This window comes from Caldivirga maquilingensis IC-167 (assembly GCF_000018305.1).
Lineage (GTDB): Archaea > Thermoproteota > Thermoprotei > Thermoproteales > Thermocladiaceae > Caldivirga > Caldivirga maquilingensis.
This window is the reverse complement of record NC_009954.1, coordinates 1,573,896-1,589,046: the sequence shown is the minus strand read 5'-3', so window position 1 is coordinate 1,589,046 and position 15,151 is coordinate 1,573,896. Positions and strand designations below refer to the sequence as shown.

The following is a 15,151-nucleotide window of genomic DNA, read 5'->3' as shown; positions in this document are numbered from 1 at the left end:
TTCAGTGATATATATTTTATGTTTCCTGAGTTCACAGCTGTAATTACTTTCTAATCCCTCTTGGGATTTTCCTTGATTCCCTATGGAAAAATTTGAGGGATTTGAGGATTTTGTAAACTTTCTAATCCCTCTTGGGATTTTCGAGACTTAATAGGGTTAGGTTTCGACTTCTACGACCACAACTTTCTAATCCCTTTTGGGATTTTCTACCTGCTACAAGTGTACCTTTATTTCCACGTTACTACACTTTCTAATCCCTTTTGGGGATTTTCCTCAAGTTCATGTTCAGTAACGGTACTCAATTATACGCCCTTTCTAATCCCTTTTGGGATTTTCTAGGTTCATGGGGAACTAGCACTAAGGTGGAATTATCATACACTTTCTAATCCCTTTTGGGATTTTCATTGTAACGATTCCTCAATGTACTTGAAACCGTGGCCTTATCCTTTCTAATCCCTTTTGGGATTTTCGCGGCTTCGCTAAACTGTTAAACAAGCTGAGCAACGTCTGCGGCTTTCTAATCCCTTTTGGGATTTTCTGTGTTATCAGCTTTTTTAGGTTTTTTAAGTTTTTCTTCATGGTTTGCTTTGTTTATCATTGGCACAACCATTCTGTTATTCTGTGCTCTCACATTCCTGTGCTGATGGTGTAATGAAGCCCCCCAATGGTTGTGCTAATTGAAAGAAATGAAGAATGATAATGAAACTGTGCCGATGATAATATATAGAGTATATATTTAATTTTATTGAGATTCTAAAGGGATTAGAAGGAGGAATATGTTTTGTACTGCTTTTAGATTACTGTAGGTCTTCGTTGGGTGTTGTGTGTGGCGGTGCGAAAGATTTATTAAATGCTAAGGTTCTCATGGTTTAATGAGTGGGAGGGAGCCGTTGTTGATGGCGTTGGAGATGTTCTTTACCGCATTATCAGATAGGAGTAGGCTTGAGATTGTGCTTTTTCTCCTTAATCATGGTTCATCCTCTGTTCAGGAGATTACTAAGGCTCTTGGGAGGTCTCAATCCCTAATCTCCCATCACTTGGCTTGCTTAAGGAATTGCGGTGTGGTTAAGGTGGAGAGGAGGGGTAAGTACTCATACTACTCAATAGCAAATGATGCCGTGGCTAGTATTGTGAAACTAGCCATTGAGCATGCCATGAGGAATAGTAGGTCGATATTAGCGTGTGATGTAATTAATGAGGAGAAGGTGAGTGTTAATTTAAATCGTGGCTTATGAGTTCCCAAGCCCATTTACGATGCTGATTAAGGAATTATAGGTGCCGGCTAGGTCCGTGTTCTCGTAAATTATCTTACCATTGGGTGCTATTAAATAGTAGATTTCTGGGTAACCCTCTGGATTATAGGTCTCAGTCATCTTAAGGCTTGCAATACCCACGGTAAAGTACTTTGATGAATTACCTGCAAAGTAGCTAACAAACTCATTAACGGGTTCACCCTGGTAACCTAAGTCATTATAATTCTCAAGAACTAGGACAATCACATTATGTGACTGTAGTATGGGCTCCAGCCTATGGCTAAGCATTATTAACCCAATGGCGCAGTCACTGCACCAGGTGGATACGAAGTAAACTAGAACGTAGTGACCATGGTTTAGGAAGTCATATAGTTTAACGCTTGTGCCATTGATTAACTCAAAGCTAGAGTCTGGTGCATAATAACCCACTGAAACACCTGTAGTCCTTGTTGGTCTAGTGAATAAGTATACTACTGTTGAAAGGACTACTATAGATGCGATTACTAGGATTACAGTACGCGTCCTCATTCCTCTCACCTACTGCATGAGCACACTAGGTTCTTTGCCACATTATTAAGCCCCACAACAGCTATTGCTATGGATAATGCCACGAAGATTGGGTTATAGACGCCTAATACACCCTGAAGCTTACCCACGGTTAGTAATGCTGTTGATGAACCAGCCATTGAAGCCACCACTGAGGTTACTAATGCTGCCACGGTTGGGGCGCAGCATGCGGTTGGCGCTAATCCTAAAGCTATGGAAGGTATACTTAAGCCACTTAATCTAAGTCTCAAACCGTAAAGACCCATTACCATAACCATACTGTTCAATAGGGATACGACTAATGATGAAGCCAAGTCGTAGTATACGTAGTAGTTTCTTAGGAGGATGTAACCCACATGCCCCGTGGTATACAGGTAGTAGAATGCTGTAAAGAGTAGTAGGAAGGAGGCTATGAAAACAATCGTGTACCTTGGGTTACCAATGACCGTTACCAGAACCTTGGCCACGGTTTGAATCTCACTGAAGGTTTGGTTACCTGGCCTCAGCATCACCGTTGAGTAATTGCTTAGCTTTTAAAGATTTTTAACATATGAATAAATTTTCATATGAAGAAAAAATAATTTAAATACTGAGGCTGAGTGCCCGTTATGAGGCTGAGGAATAATACGAGTACACAGGGTGGATTAAGGTGCGAGAACTGCGGTATGCCTATAACCTTGGAGAGAGCCTATGTGCGTGTAATAAACGGTGAGAGGCATTACTTCTGTTGCGAGCACTGCGCTAATGCCTTTGAACAGAGGCATGGGGGTGTTTAAATCACCTCACGGTGAGTGATTAACTGTGAATCAAAATGACTCATCCTTATTCCCAGTAATGAATCCGTGGTGGTTTTATGGCTAAGGAACTGGTTATTATTGGTTATGGGGCAGCTGGCTTCGCAGCATTGATAAGGGCTAATGAACTCGGTATTAAACCCACATTGATTGGTTATGGACCATTGGGTGGGACGTGCGTTAATGTGGGTTGCGTACCATCAAAGACAGTCCTCAGGATTGGTGAACTTTACGGTTACGCGAAGGGTTTTGAACCAAGCCTTAACTGGGATTACATGAGCGCCTTTAAGCATGAACTGGATATTGTGAATAAGCTTAGGAAGCTTAAGTACGAGGATGTGTTAGCTAAGTATGACGTGGAGTTGATTGAGGGTAGGGCGTACTTCACCTCCCCTAATTCAGTTAAGGTTAATGGTAGGGTTATTGAGGGTGAGAGGTTCATAGTGGCCACGGGTTCATCACCAAACATACCCAACATAAAGGGATTAAGGGAGGTGGGTTACTGGACAAATGTGGAGGCCCTTAACCCACAGCGTAGAATTGGGTCACTGATAGTGCTCGGTGGTAGGGCGCAGGCATTGGAGTTTGCGCAAATGTATAGGATGCTTGGTGTTGATGTAGCCGTGGTTCAGAGGAGTCAAGTACTCATACCGGATTGGGAACCTGAAATATCACTGGGCATTAGGCAGGTGCTTGAGCAGAGTGGCGTAGTGGTGCTTACAGGTACTAGGGTGCTGGAGGTTAAGCAGGGTGTTGAGGGTAAGGTTGTTGTGACTGATAAGGGTGAGTTGGAGGCTGATGAAATCCTTGTAGCCATGGGTAGGAGGCCTAATGTTGACCTTAACCTTAATGAGGCTGGTATTAAACTAAGTGAGAAAGGCGGTATCCTGGTTGATGATGAGTTAAGGACCACAAACCCAAGGGTTTACGCGGCTGGTGATGTATTAGGCGGACCCATGCTTGAGGCCCTGGCCGGTAAGCAGGGTGTGGTTGCTGTTGATAACGCTGTGCTTAATGCCCATAGGAGAATTGACATGCTTGCTGTGCCTCAAGCCATATTCACTAAGCCTAATTTAGCTAGGGTTGGGTTAACTGTTGCTGAGGCTGTTGCCATGGGTATTGATGTGGATTATAGGGTTGTCTTCATGGATAATGTGGCTAAGGCACACATACTAGGTGACACTAATGGTTTAGTTAAAATGATTATTGAGAAGGGCAGTGGGAGGATAATTGGCGTCCACGCCATGGGTGAGAACGCGGCGGAATTCATAAATGAAGCCGCATTAGCCATTAGGCTTAAGGCAACAATCAATGACCTAATAGACACAATACACGTCTTCCCGACAATGGCTGAGTCACTGAAGTTAGCTGCACAAGCCTTCTATAGAGACATCACTAAGATGAGCTGCTGCGTGGATTAATTAAATTAAGCATGCTTCCCAAGCCGAGGTGCGGATAGGCGTAAGGAATTATCGATGAATTATTGATTACTGCTCCCCTTAATTTCCCTAATGCCCTCTATCCTTGTCTTCACGTACCCTAATGCTATTGATGTATTCTTACCTACACCAGTCATGTTGGCTACTTTAATCATCTCCCTAAATATGGGTAACGTTGACTTATCCACTAGTGTTAAGTAGCTTGCCTTAGCCGTGAATGCAGGTACCCTCCTCTCAACATTACCCCTACTCCCAAGGCTTAACTTAATTAACTTAAATCCAGTGAACTTAATTAGCTCAGTGTTTAATGCTAATTCCCTGGCAATATCCTTAAGGTTAATACTGCCTATTACACCCACGTACTCCACATTACCCCTCCTAATAACTATCTCATTATTCGTAAGTACATCACTCAACCTCCTAGCCATACTGAAGATGAGCATCCTTGGGCTTGGATAAAGTACGTTACTGGCCCTAAACCTAAACACGGTTGGGCCGTAATCCACATTCCACGTTACAATAACCTTACTTGACTCATTACCCTTACCTCCACTGCTTATCTCAACCTTCTCCTCCGTTATGCTTACTGATGTTAATGATGCGTTGACGCCGTTTAGAATGAAGCCGTTCTTCTTAACGAACCAATTCACTAATGCATCCCTAGCCTCCTCATTAACTACGGTTACGTTAAACTTATACTCCAAGCCTCCTTTCAACACTCTACCCAGTATTGGTTCATCCTTCTGATTCAGTATTGGTGTAATGTATAGGTGTTTCCTGGCATTATGATCAATGGCGAATCCACCATTAATCAATGCCTCAGTGACTAATGCACTTAATATTAAGCCATGCCAATTAATGAAGGGTACATCAATACTTGGGGTGAAGGCTATGGTTACTTTATGTAAAGTAACCATAAGTGTATTCACTTTACTCGTAATAAATACTTAACCGTACTTTAAGCAAATACTCCTATAGAAGCATGCTGAGCACTTAGCCTTATCAATAGTAGGCTTCGGTAACTCCTGCCTATTGATCATACTCCTTAAACTACCTAACTCATTAATAATCCAATTCCTTAACCATGGGGTTATCTTAAACCTAGTTAAACCACCATTAACACTAATCATTACCGCCTCATCAACAGTAACCTTAAGCGTCTCCTCAACAGCCAACGCATACGCCACAACCTGAGCTAATTGATGCCTACCCTTGTGAACAACTAATAGAGAAAAACTTAAAAATCTTAAAACCAATAGTTTAGAAAATCCCAAGAGGGATTAGAAATACCCCTAGTCTCAATATATGAACCAGCCTCAGTGGAACTCCTTATGAAATCCCACAACCACCTGGGGAACACGGGGGTTGACGGGGGTTGTGTTGGTTTGTGGTTTTATTCTTGTTTGTGATTCCTGTCTTCTTTCATTGAGTCAAATATATACTCTATATTTTTTCATCGGCACAGTTTCATTATCATTCTTCATTTCTTTCAATTGGCACAACCATTAGAGGGCTTCATTGCATCATCAGCACAGGGATGTGGGAGTGAGGAATAGCGGAATGGTTGTGCCAATGATAAACAAAGCAAACCATGAAGAAAAACTTAAAAAACCTAAAAAAGCTGATAGCTCAGAAAATCCCAAAAGGGATTAGAAAGACGAATACTGCATTGTAACCGTTACCGCTTAAATCAATCCAGAAAATCCCAAGAGGGATTAGAAAGGGAATTCGAATTAAAAAATTAAGGATAAAGACTTAATAATTAAGAAAATCCCAAGAGGGATTAGAAAGATTAATCAAACCCCTCACGGTTGTTATGGAGTAGGGGAATGCATCCGAAAATCCCAAAAGGGATTAGAAAGTTATTTTCCTTTTTCCCTGTAACAATTATGGCTTTTTCATGAAAATCCCAAAAGGGATTAGAAAGTACGCATGTTGCTTTAATAGTGTTAAGCCTGCATGGTGTTGTAAAGCTTTAATATTGGTGCTGGGTTTGAATAAAGTTTTTAACTGAATTAATACTCCATAATTATGGAGTCAGGTAACTTAGTGATACTGATTACCATTACCTTATTATTAGTGTTAGCGGTAGTTACGTTAGCGGTTTATGTTCCATCATCGCCATTGCCCGTTGTGTATGTTAGTAAGGTTTACATTATTTCAATGAATCTAACCCACGGTGAACCGCCATTAAGCTACATTGATTCACTGAAGTTAACTCACCCATTAGCCTACGGCATATTGATTAATGAGGAGAATGTTACGGCTCCATGGCTTGGTGTGGCTGGTTTGAGGTTAACATTAATTATTGCTAATGCGACCTCAATGCAGTACCCAATATTGCTTAAGTCTACTTCAGTGAGTGGGTTAAGGGGTGGTGTTGAGTGGGTGGTTAATTTAACATACCCGGTTAACCTAATGCCTCAGCCATTAAGCCTTAGTGGTCGTTGGCTTGTTTCAATTGTTGCGTCCGTGGGTGGGTTTAACTACACTGTGTTCTTATTCATAACTGGTAGTGAGTCGTTGGGTGATGTGTTGGGTAATTTAACCAGCGTTAATGGTTACTTGATTGAGGCTAATGGCTTCAAGTATTACCTGTGGCATCACTACCTGTACAATGGTTCACTATACTATGGTGTCCCACTACCCGGTGTCACGGTCTTTTACTCCTGGTTCGGTAATGACTTGAATGCGTCATTTAGGGTAACGTCACTACCAGTGGTGTTAAATAATCTACCATTCCCAAGTTACTTAAGGTACTTCACCATTACGCTTAATCAATTCTACAAGGGGGTTCTGGTTAATTCAACCAGTGCTGGTGTTGATTACCTGCTTGGTGGTGAGACTGATTATGGTTACAGGGTATTTAATATTAGTAGGCTAGCCCCCCTGGGTCCATTAGTCTACTACTCACCAATACTAATGCTTCCCAATGGCTCATTAATTAACCCATCATGCTTACCCATGTATTATGAATTAACCGTGAACCTAGGCTTCATAAACCCAGCCTACGGTAATGTAATACCGGTAACCCTGCTTAATGAGCAATTGGGTGTCTCTGGTATTACTGTAATTAATGGTTCACTCATCCTGGGCGGGTACTTGGTGGGTTACGACTTCTATAATTTAACCTACGTTAAGATTACACCATTAGGGGGCTTACTGGGTGAGGGTGTATTGAGTAATGCATGCACCTTAATCACGCTAAGCCCCAGTGACTCCACTATACGTGTGAATACTGTTAATACTGGTTACTGGTTTATTATGCTGCATTGGTTGAGGTTAATTACACCATTGCTAATTCACTATTGGGTTAGGTGACTCTGAACTAGTGGTCTTGCCTTGATGAATTAGTTTAATTGACTTACTTTTAGGGTAGTCACCTGGGTTTGAACTATGCCTGAAACCTTAAAATTCATAGTGGTTACGTATCGTAGTGATTTAGATTGAGCATAAGGGATGCAATTAGGCTTTTTGGGCCAGCATGGGTGGCTTTAATGGCTGATGCTGATGCAGCCAGCATACTGGGTGGTTTATCCACTGGTGAGGTTTATGGGTATAGGTTAATGTGGTTTGTCCTATTGTTATCAATCCCAATATTCATAATACAGGAGGCTGCTGGGAGACTGGGGGCTATAACCGGTAAGGGTGTTGGTGAACTCATCAGGGAGTATTACTCCAGGAGGGTTTCCCTAGTCTCCATAGTTCCAATATTCCTAGTGGACTTCTTCACATACCTAGCCGAGTACGTTGGGATTGCCATTGGGAGTTACTTAATCGGCATTAACCCGCTTATCGGATTACTCACCTTCTTCACACTGCACATAATCATCGTGTTGACGAGGAAGTATGAGGTCACTGAGAGGTACTTAATCATAATCTCCCTACTACTAATTACCTCAACGTTAATCATAGTTGAGCCGAAACTATACTTCACTGGTAGTGACTTATTCTACTTCTCAACATCAAGGAGCTTCCTCTTCTTCCTGGCAGTCAACATAGGTGCTGTGGTTACTCCCCCATGCATGCTAGTGTACCAATCCTCAGCAACGGCAATGAAGTATGCGAATCCGGGAATAAGGGTGAGTATTCATGAGAAGAATAAGTGGATCACCATGGAGACGCTAATGGGTGCTATTGTAACCGAGTTAATAATAGTGTTCGCTGAAATCATAGGCTCATCAATAGGTAGAGTTGATCCAACAGACCCAATACAGTTACTGAGTAGCCTAGGTAAAGTCCACTACATGTTTGGGTTAGCCCTAGTTAGTGCAGGATTCCTAACACTAGTGGTGGTATCCCTAAGCAGCGCCTGGGGTTTACTGGAGGCCCTGGGTAAGAATAATTACGAAAACACAATTAAAATCTATGCCGCTGAATCAGTACCAGCGGTGATCATAGTTTCACTAATGCTTAATAATTACTCAACACTACTTAACTTCGCCCTAACACTACTATCCCTGGCACCAATAGTTATAGCAATACCAGCAACCCTAATTGGAATACTAATCAGTAATAGGAGGATAATGGGTCAATACGCCTACACTAGGCTAAGAACAATAATCTACTTCACAACAATAAGCATGATACTGACTGGGGGAGTAGTAGGAATCCTTAACACCTATCCCTTACCATGAAGTAAAGTAGGAACCTACCCTGCTCACTCTTCAGGAAAGCATTATTAAGGTTCAGGGACTTACTGGTTAAGTCTTAATGGCTTGCATGAGTACTTAGCTTAATTATAATGCTGATAATTAAAAATTAAAATTGGTCAATAATGTGACATGCAAGTCCGTTTACTGTGAAATGGCATTAACATGAGAGAATTAATAATAGCACAGGGTTTATAAGAAAGCACAGAGTGTTAGGATTTAGGTGAGGTAATGTCGATTGTGTCTGTTTTCAAGGCTGATGAAATAAAAATTGCTCCGAATCAATTCAGCCTAGAACCCGAAAAGTTGCCGCCTAACGCGCAGATAAAGGGTAGACTTTTCGATGGTTACCCCGTGATAGTTAAAGAGGAGGTTTCTCCGCCAAAATACAGGATGAAGATTCTGAAGGATATTATGGTAAAGATGCGGGATGGGGTGCATCTTGCTGTCGATATCTATCTGCCGGACGCGGAGGGCGAGAAGTTTCCTTGCTTAGTTGCATGGGGAATGTGGGGTAAGGACAACCAGGAAACAGTGCTATGGCTTAAAGACCTTCCTCAACCATATTACACGAGTCCTTGGTGGGATGGAAGCCTTGAGGCAGGAGACATAGAGTACTTCGTCTCCAGGGGGTATGTTTACGTGATACCGGATCCAAGAGGGATAGGAAAATCTGAAGGGGGGCCTCCGCGTACTCTGATAGACCTCCACAAGCCTGAGGATATTTACGACCTCATAGAATGGGTTGCACAGCAGCCTTGGTGCAACGGGAAGGTGGGGATGATTGGCCCCAGCTCCTACTCCCTTTCACAATACATGATTGCAACCAATAATCCCCCACCGCATTTAGTTGCACTGTTCCCGATTGGTTCATTCTATCCTCCTGCGGATCCATTTACAGGGATGATAGACCTTGCTCTAGCGGGCATATTCCATGGTGGCCATATACACGATAGCTCGTTGCCGGTACGCCAATGGGGTCCACCGATGTCTCCAGAAATATTGCCCAAGGATGAATTTGAAAAGAGACTTAAGGAGTTACTGGAGCACCCTGACATTAAGTTCCATCCCAAGGTTAGATCATCACTGGTTTATCCGAGAGAACCCATCTTGTTTGATTACCTGATGTCAGCTTTTCATCCAACGCCTGTTAATGATAATCTTGATAAGGTAACACTCCCAATATACATCGGTGTTCCTGCCCCAGGGGGTGGAGGGGCACGTGTGTATTGGTCTGGATTTGAGGCTTACAATAAGGTCCGTTCAAAATACAAGAAATTCCTCATATTCATCCCTGGTGAGTTCCCAAGACCGTTCGTACATATGCAATACGAGATGATAAGGTGGTTTGACTACTGGTTGAAGGGAATAGACAACGGCATCATGGATGAGCCACCGGTGAAGATCTTCATGGGTGGGGTGAATAAGTGGAAGTTTGAGGATGATTGGCCACCGAAGGATATTAAGTGGATTAACCTCTACTTAAGGAAGGGGAATAAATTATCCACTATCCCTGAGAGTGATTCAAGACCTGACGTGTTGTATCAACCTATGCCCCTCAAGGACCCCACAGTCTACTCACTAAACTACTACACGGATCCATTCACCGAGGACACTGAGATAGTAGGACCAACCGCCTTACATTTAGAGGCGACTATTGATCAAGATGACGTAAACTGGATGATAACGGTAGTGGATGTAAGCCCAGACGGTAGCAAGCAATTAATGACAGAGGGCTGGCTCAGGGGTTCCTTTAGAGCTATTGATGAAAATAAGTCAAAGCCATGGGCTCCAGTGCACAAGGTCCAGGATCCAGTCCCTGTACCGAAGGGAGAGAAGGTGAAGTACGACATCAACTTAATGCCGATAACATGGGTCATCCAGAAGGGGCACAGGATAGGTGTCATAATAAGGACCCAGGATGATATGTATAGCCGTCTTGCAATTGGTGGCGTATACTTCCTACCAAGAATGGTGGATACGGTAGTCAATCTGCATCTGGGACCCAATAGCTACATCGTCCTACCTGTAAGGAGCAAGGAATAAGCAGCATGAAAACCATCATACTTAAAACTAAATAAGTAATTACCAAAACATAATGATAGCATTCACAAGCACATATGGATCCACCCTTATCAGTAATTTCACTATGAATGCTTCAAAAATAAAGACTAAGCCAACTGAAGCAACCGGCATGATACCCAGTATGAGGGCGTTCATTTACTGTGAGTCAGGTCCCCCGAACTGACTCAGGGTGGTTGGCCTGTGTTTCCCGGGAGGGATTGAATTGTAGTTGGCTATTTATTAACCATGGGTAATGTACATTGTTTATTGTTTAATATATTTACTATATAGTTAAATTGTGTTATTTGGTTGCTACTTTATATTCATTATGCTATGTTGATTATTGTGTAGTATTGTTGATTAATGGTATTTGTTTGGTTATATTGTTTATTTAACTCATATTCACTATTTATCCATAATGTTGTTAATGGTTTTTATGTTTATTATTGTGTTTTTGTGTTTGTATGTTGTGGTAATGTTTTAAAGTTGGGGTGTTGTGCCTTGGGTGTGCGTTTGGGTATTCAGGTTGGTGCTAGTTTGGTTAGGGGTGGGTTGATGAGTCTTGGTGAGGCTATTGCTGTGCTTTACCTGAGTCCGTTTAGGGGTATTGAGGTTAATCAGGCTTACTTAACTGCCTTTGGTGGTGTTGAGGAGTTTGGGCGTAGGTTGAGTAGGTTTGATATTGAGCTTGCTGGTGTTTATTGGTCTGCTAAGTTCCACTTGAGGGAGGAGCATGATTTCATAATTAGGGAGTTTAGGGTGATTAAGGATAGGTTAAGTAAACTTAATTCACGCAACATTATTATCGGGCCACCCTCAAGGTTTAGGCTTTTTGAGGGTAATAGGGAGAGGTATGTTGAGGCTATGGCTGAAGTCCTTAATAGGATTATTGAGGAGGCTGGTGACGTTAGGCTTGGTGTTCATAATCACTGGGGTACTATTATTCAAAATGAGGATGAAATAAACCTACTCATGAAGCTCACAGACCCCAGGCTTCAACTATACCCTGATATAGGGCACTTATCGGTGACCGGTATTGACGTGTATGGTTTCCTAGGTAAGTGGAGTGGTAGGATTGGTTACATTCACCTTAAGGATGACTCAGAACCCCTTAAGCCAGCTGGGGATTGGGGTGAGGTGGCTGGTAGATTCAAGGTGCCTGGTAAGGGAAGGCTGGATATTGCTAGGATTCTAAACATACTTAAGAGCAATGGCTTCAACGGCTGGGTGACCGTTGAGTACGAGGACCCTGGGTCGGATCCATTAAGTGACTTAAGGTTCTTCATTAAGTATTATAATGAGAATTTAAGGGGCTTCTTTGAGGATTAAGGAACATTAACCCAATCACCCTCCCTGGAGGATTTAGCTATAGCCTCAATAATACTCATAACCCTCCAACCATCCTTAAAATCAGCGGCCTCAGGGCCAACACCCCTACCCTCATTAAGCCTTGTTAGGAAGTGGTAGAGTTCATGGGTGAAGGTGTGCTCCCAACCAAGCACATGACCTGGAGGCCACCAGAACCTAATGAATGGGTGGGTTCTTTGAGTAACTAGAATCCTCCTGAAGCCGCTTAACTCACCATCACTGGTTAAGTACACTTCAAGTTCATTAACCCTCTCCAGGTTAAACCTAATCGAGCCCTCACTACCATTAACCTCAATGATTAGTGAATTAAAGTGACCGGTAGCCAACTTAGAGGCCTCAAGTATACCGGTGGCCCCGTTGCTGAACTTAACCATTGCCGTGAACCCCTCATCAACATTAACCTCCTCACTAAGCCCAGTGGCTGGATTAAGCCTACTCCTATTGAATGTGTATAATACACCGTTAACCTCATTGATCTCACCAATCAAATACCTGGCTAAGTCAATTATGTGACTGCCCAAGTCGGCTAATGTACCGAAGCCGGCGTACTCACGCTTAAGCCTCCAGGTTAATGGGGCATTGGGGTTTGCTAAACTCTGCTGTAGGTAAAATGCCCTGAAGTGGTAAATCCTACCCAACCTCCCACTGCTTATTAGCTGTTTGGCTAAAACAATGGCTGGTACGAACCTGTAGTTGAAGGCAACCATATTGACTACACCAGCCCTCTCAGCAGCCTTATACATCTCGTAAGCCTCCTCAGCATTAAGGGCCGGTGGCTTCTCAACAATAACATGCTTACCGGCCTCAATAGCCTCAATGGTTGGTTCCTTATGCATGTAGTTCGGCGTAACATTATCAATAACCTCAATGCCGGGGTCCTTGATCATAAGCCTGTAATCAGTGTAATACCTCTCAAACCCAAACCTAACCGCAAACTCCCTAACAGCATCCTCCCTCCTACCAGCCACAGCCTTAAGCACAGGGGTTAGTGGACTGTCTGTGAATAGGGTTATGTTCCTCCAGGCGAGGCTGTGAGCCCTACCCATGAAGCCATGTCCAATTAAACCAACCCCAATAACCCTACCCATATTAATCACCTAAAGCCTTAAGAGTAGTCTCATTCTCTCGGCTAACTGCCTGAAGTAGAGCTCATACGCTGTATTGAATGGGTGTAGTTCAGCTGTTAAGTAGCCGTCGTACCCAACATCCCTCAGGGCCTTCATAACCGCAGGCCAATTAACATCACCGTTAAACAAATCCACAACACCCCTTAAGCCAATGCTGTAATCCTTAACGTGAACCCTCTTAATCCTACCACCAAGTATCTTAATCCAATGCTGAGGGTAGCCTAACCTACAATCCATTACATTACCAATATCCAGGTAAGCCCCAATCATTGGTGAGGCTAACTCATCAATAAACCTTGCGAACTCCAGGGGGCTTTGGAGGAGGTTATTGCAAACGTTCTCAATGGCTAAGTTAACGCCAAGATCCTCAGCCCTCTTAACCAATGCACTCAAGGCATTCTTAGCCGATTCATAAGCCTTATCATAGGGTGTATCCTCATTAACCACGCCGGGGACTATGAGTAGGGCAGTGGCGCCGAGGCGGTGGCATGCCTCAAGCTCCCTCTCAACAATACTAATCGCCTTACCCCTAATTCCCGAATCAAGCGAGGTTAACGGGTACCTCCACAGTAGGCCACTTCTAATTGAGTGAACCTCGAGACCAACCTCGTTACTGGCCTTACGAAGGACCTCAACATCATCATTAAGGTACTCAATCCTCAAGTAACCCCTATCAGATACACTGGGTAATGCCTCATTAGCCTCCGAGAAGGTGAATTCAACGCCATCGAATCCAGCCTCCTTAATTAGCTTAAGCTCCTCAACCAATGAGGAACCCCTCCTATGCCATAGATCCGTGGCAATCCTCATGAATTCACCCCCAGTGATGCGTAATCATCAATATTAATAACCCTACCCGTAAGTGCTGATTCATTGGCAGCCAAGGCTGTTACATTACTCCAATAAGCATCCTCGTATATTGTTGGTACAATCCCCTTATCCCTAGTTTGGATTGCTTGAATAAAGGCCTTAAACATGTTAACCGTTGAGTCTGTTGATGACTTAAAGGTGAGGGTCTCCCCACCCCTCCTATACACTCTAGCCTCATTAAAGCCGGTGAACCTAATTAACTCCTCCCTACAGATTACGTCAAAACCAACCAACGGTACCTCTCTCCCAAGCTCAGGGTATAGGGCGTAGGTGCTGTGTATTGAACCCACTGTACCATTCTTAAAAACCATGGTTAAACTATAGCTCGCCCAATTCTCGAAGCCTAAGGCCTTATCCTCACCAGTATCCCTACCAGCCTCGGTGTATGCTGCGTAGATTGATTTAACATCACCCATGAAGTACCTGGCTAAGTCAATCACGTGTATAACCTGCTCAACAATCTGCCCACCAGTCTCACTCCTACGTCTAAACCATGGTATTGGTGGAATAGTCCAATACCAGTAACCAGCGAACATTGATTCACGGCAATCATTAATAATACCCCCAACCCCCCTAACCGCCTCAGAGTACCTATTCTGGAATCCAACAACCACAATGCCACCACTAGCCTTAACCCTCCTGAGGAGTTCATTAGCCTCATTAACACTTAAGGTCACAGGCTTCTCAACAAGCACATCAAGGCCGTGGTCAAGGGCCTTCACAACGTGATTAACGTGAAGCCTAACTGGTGTTGAAACAACAACAGCATTAAGCCTCTCCTTACTAAGCATTTCATCAACATCCCTATAAACCCTAATACCAAACCTACCTGAAACCTCCCTTAAGGCATCCTCACTAACATCCACAGCCGAAACAAGCTCAGCCCCAGCATTCTTAGCAGCAGCCATAAGCTCCCTACCACGCCTACCAGCACCTATGAAACCAAGCCTAACCTTGGATTGCGAACCCATACAATTAGGAATACGTAATACTTAAAAGCCTATGCTTAAAATAGGTTAAAGTAAATTTAAGAATAAA

General features: G+C 43.2%; 14 protein-coding genes and 1 CRISPR repeat array (1 of these 15 running past the window's edge). Of the genes, 7 read left to right on the top strand and 7 right to left on the bottom strand.

Going from position 1 to position 15,151, the window contains the following annotated elements; translation table 11 throughout:
- Positions 1 to 538: direct repeats of the CRISPR family, unit length 25 nt; unit sequence CTTTCTAATCCCTTTTGGGATTTTC (it extends 230 nt beyond the left edge of the window).
- A gap of 334 nt (positions 539 to 872) precedes the next feature.
- Complete coding sequence (locus CMAQ_RS07760; RefSeq protein WP_048062753.1) at positions 873 to 1,235, top strand: ArsR/SmtB family transcription factor; 363 nt, start codon at positions 873 to 875, stop codon at positions 1,233 to 1,235.
- Here CMAQ_RS07760 and CMAQ_RS07755 read toward each other — a convergent pair.
- Positions 1,230 to 1,781 (bottom strand): TlpA family protein disulfide reductase, encoded by a 552-nt coding sequence (locus CMAQ_RS07755; RefSeq protein WP_012186550.1) that lies wholly within the window; start codon positions 1,779 to 1,781, stop codon positions 1,230 to 1,232. The two genes, CMAQ_RS07760 and CMAQ_RS07755, sit on opposite strands and share 6 nt — an antisense overlap.
- 5 nt (positions 1,782 to 1,786) lie before the next feature.
- The gene (locus CMAQ_RS07750; protein WP_012186549.1) at positions 1,787 to 2,308 is read right to left on the bottom strand and encodes a hypothetical protein; all 522 of its coding nucleotides are present in this window, start codon (positions 2,306 to 2,308) and stop codon (positions 1,787 to 1,789) included.
- Between the two features lie 99 nt (positions 2,309 to 2,407).
- Between CMAQ_RS07750 and CMAQ_RS07745 the strand changes: the two genes are divergently transcribed.
- Both CMAQ_RS07745 and merA read left to right on the top strand, forming a co-directional pair.
- Positions 2,408 to 2,575, top strand: a complete 168-nt coding sequence (locus tag CMAQ_RS07745; RefSeq protein WP_012186548.1) for a transcriptional regulator — start codon at positions 2,408 to 2,410, stop codon at positions 2,573 to 2,575.
- Between the two features lie 77 nt (positions 2,576 to 2,652).
- Entirely contained in the window at positions 2,653 to 4,014 is a 1,362-nt protein-coding gene (gene merA / locus CMAQ_RS07740) for a mercury(II) reductase (RefSeq protein ID WP_012186547.1), read from the top strand.
- A gap of 59 nt (positions 4,015 to 4,073) precedes the next feature.
- Here the strand turns inward: merA and cas6 are convergent, their stop codons facing one another.
- Positions 4,074 to 4,949 (bottom strand): CRISPR system precrRNA processing endoribonuclease RAMP protein Cas6, encoded by an 876-nt coding sequence (cas6, locus tag CMAQ_RS07735; RefSeq protein WP_012186546.1) that lies wholly within the window; start codon positions 4,947 to 4,949, stop codon positions 4,074 to 4,076.
- Positions 4,950 to 4,979: 30 nt separating this feature from the next.
- The gene (locus tag CMAQ_RS07730) at positions 4,980 to 5,288 is read right to left on the bottom strand and encodes a CRISPR-associated protein Cas4 (RefSeq protein ID WP_012186545.1); all 309 of its coding nucleotides are present in this window, start codon (positions 5,286 to 5,288) and stop codon (positions 4,980 to 4,982) included.
- Positions 5,289 to 6,063: 775 nt separating this feature from the next.
- Here CMAQ_RS07730 and CMAQ_RS07725 point away from each other — a divergent pair.
- From CMAQ_RS07725 to CMAQ_RS07710, 4 genes are all read left to right on the top strand, one after another.
- Positions 6,064 to 7,353: a hypothetical protein gene (locus tag CMAQ_RS07725; RefSeq protein WP_048062752.1), complete on the top strand. Its 1,290-nt coding sequence runs from the start codon at positions 6,064 to 6,066 to the stop codon at positions 7,351 to 7,353.
- 176 nt (positions 7,354 to 7,529) lie between these two features.
- A complete protein-coding gene (locus CMAQ_RS07720) occupies positions 7,530 to 8,669 on the top strand; it encodes an NRAMP family divalent metal transporter (protein WP_083755327.1) in 1,140 nt (379 codons plus the stop codon).
- A 246-nt stretch (positions 8,670 to 8,915) separates the two neighbouring features.
- On the top strand, positions 8,916 to 10,730 hold the full coding sequence (locus tag CMAQ_RS07715) for a CocE/NonD family hydrolase (RefSeq protein ID WP_012186542.1): 1,815 nt from the start codon (positions 8,916 to 8,918) through the stop codon (positions 10,728 to 10,730).
- Between the two features lie 525 nt (positions 10,731 to 11,255).
- A complete protein-coding gene (locus CMAQ_RS07710; protein WP_048062751.1) occupies positions 11,256 to 12,077 on the top strand; it encodes a sugar phosphate isomerase/epimerase family protein in 822 nt (273 codons plus the stop codon).
- On the opposite strand, the gene CMAQ_RS07705 is transcribed toward CMAQ_RS07710, so the two are convergent.
- Genes CMAQ_RS07705 through CMAQ_RS07695 form a run of 3 tightly spaced genes read right to left on the bottom strand, consistent with a single transcriptional unit; the run spans position 12,074 to position 15,084 of the window.
- Positions 12,074 to 13,204 (bottom strand): Gfo/Idh/MocA family protein, encoded by a 1,131-nt coding sequence (locus CMAQ_RS07705; RefSeq protein WP_012186540.1) that lies wholly within the window; start codon positions 13,202 to 13,204, stop codon positions 12,074 to 12,076. The genes CMAQ_RS07710 and CMAQ_RS07705 overlap by 4 nt on opposite strands.
- Before the next feature lie 9 nt (positions 13,205 to 13,213).
- Complete coding sequence (locus tag CMAQ_RS07700; protein WP_012186539.1) at positions 13,214 to 14,053, bottom strand: sugar phosphate isomerase/epimerase family protein; 840 nt, start codon at positions 14,051 to 14,053, stop codon at positions 13,214 to 13,216.
- Complete coding sequence (locus CMAQ_RS07695) at positions 14,050 to 15,084, bottom strand: Gfo/Idh/MocA family protein (protein ID WP_012186538.1); 1,035 nt, start codon at positions 15,082 to 15,084, stop codon at positions 14,050 to 14,052. Before CMAQ_RS07695 ends, CMAQ_RS07700 begins: the two co-directional genes overlap by 4 nt.
- Positions 15,085 to 15,151: the final 67 nt, after the last annotated feature.

Excerpts from the sequence above, each read along its gene's own strand:
- cas6 (WP_012186546.1), bottom strand. The coding sequence starts at position 4,949 with ATGGTTACTTTACATAAAGTAACCATAGCCTTCACCCCAAGTATTGAT.
- CMAQ_RS07750 (WP_012186549.1), bottom strand. The coding sequence starts at position 2,308 with ATGCTGAGGCCAGGTAACCAAACCTTCAGTGAGATTCAAACCGTGGCC.
- CMAQ_RS07745 (WP_012186548.1), top strand. The coding sequence starts at position 2,408 with ATGAGGCTGAGGAATAATACGAGTACACAGGGTGGATTAAGGTGCGAG.
- CMAQ_RS07715 (WP_012186542.1), top strand. The coding sequence starts at position 8,916 with ATGTCGATTGTGTCTGTTTTCAAGGCTGATGAAATAAAAATTGCTCCG.
- CMAQ_RS07695 (WP_012186538.1), bottom strand. The coding sequence starts at position 15,084 with ATGGGTTCGCAATCCAAGGTTAGGCTTGGTTTCATAGGTGCTGGTAGG.
- CMAQ_RS07760 (WP_048062753.1), top strand. The coding sequence starts at position 873 with ATGAGTGGGAGGGAGCCGTTGTTGATGGCGTTGGAGATGTTCTTTACC.
- CMAQ_RS07700 (WP_012186539.1), bottom strand. The coding sequence starts at position 14,053 with ATGAGGATTGCCACGGATCTATGGCATAGGAGGGGTTCCTCATTGGTT.
- CMAQ_RS07725 (WP_048062752.1), top strand. The coding sequence starts at position 6,064 with ATGGAGTCAGGTAACTTAGTGATACTGATTACCATTACCTTATTATTA.
- CMAQ_RS07720 (WP_083755327.1), top strand. The coding sequence starts at position 7,530 with ATGGCTGATGCTGATGCAGCCAGCATACTGGGTGGTTTATCCACTGGT.
- CMAQ_RS07705 (WP_012186540.1), bottom strand. The coding sequence starts at position 13,204 with ATGGGTAGGGTTATTGGGGTTGGTTTAATTGGACATGGCTTCATGGGT.
- merA (WP_012186547.1), top strand. The coding sequence starts at position 2,653 with ATGGCTAAGGAACTGGTTATTATTGGTTATGGGGCAGCTGGCTTCGCA.
- CMAQ_RS07755 (WP_012186550.1), bottom strand. The coding sequence starts at position 1,781 with ATGAGGACGCGTACTGTAATCCTAGTAATCGCATCTATAGTAGTCCTT.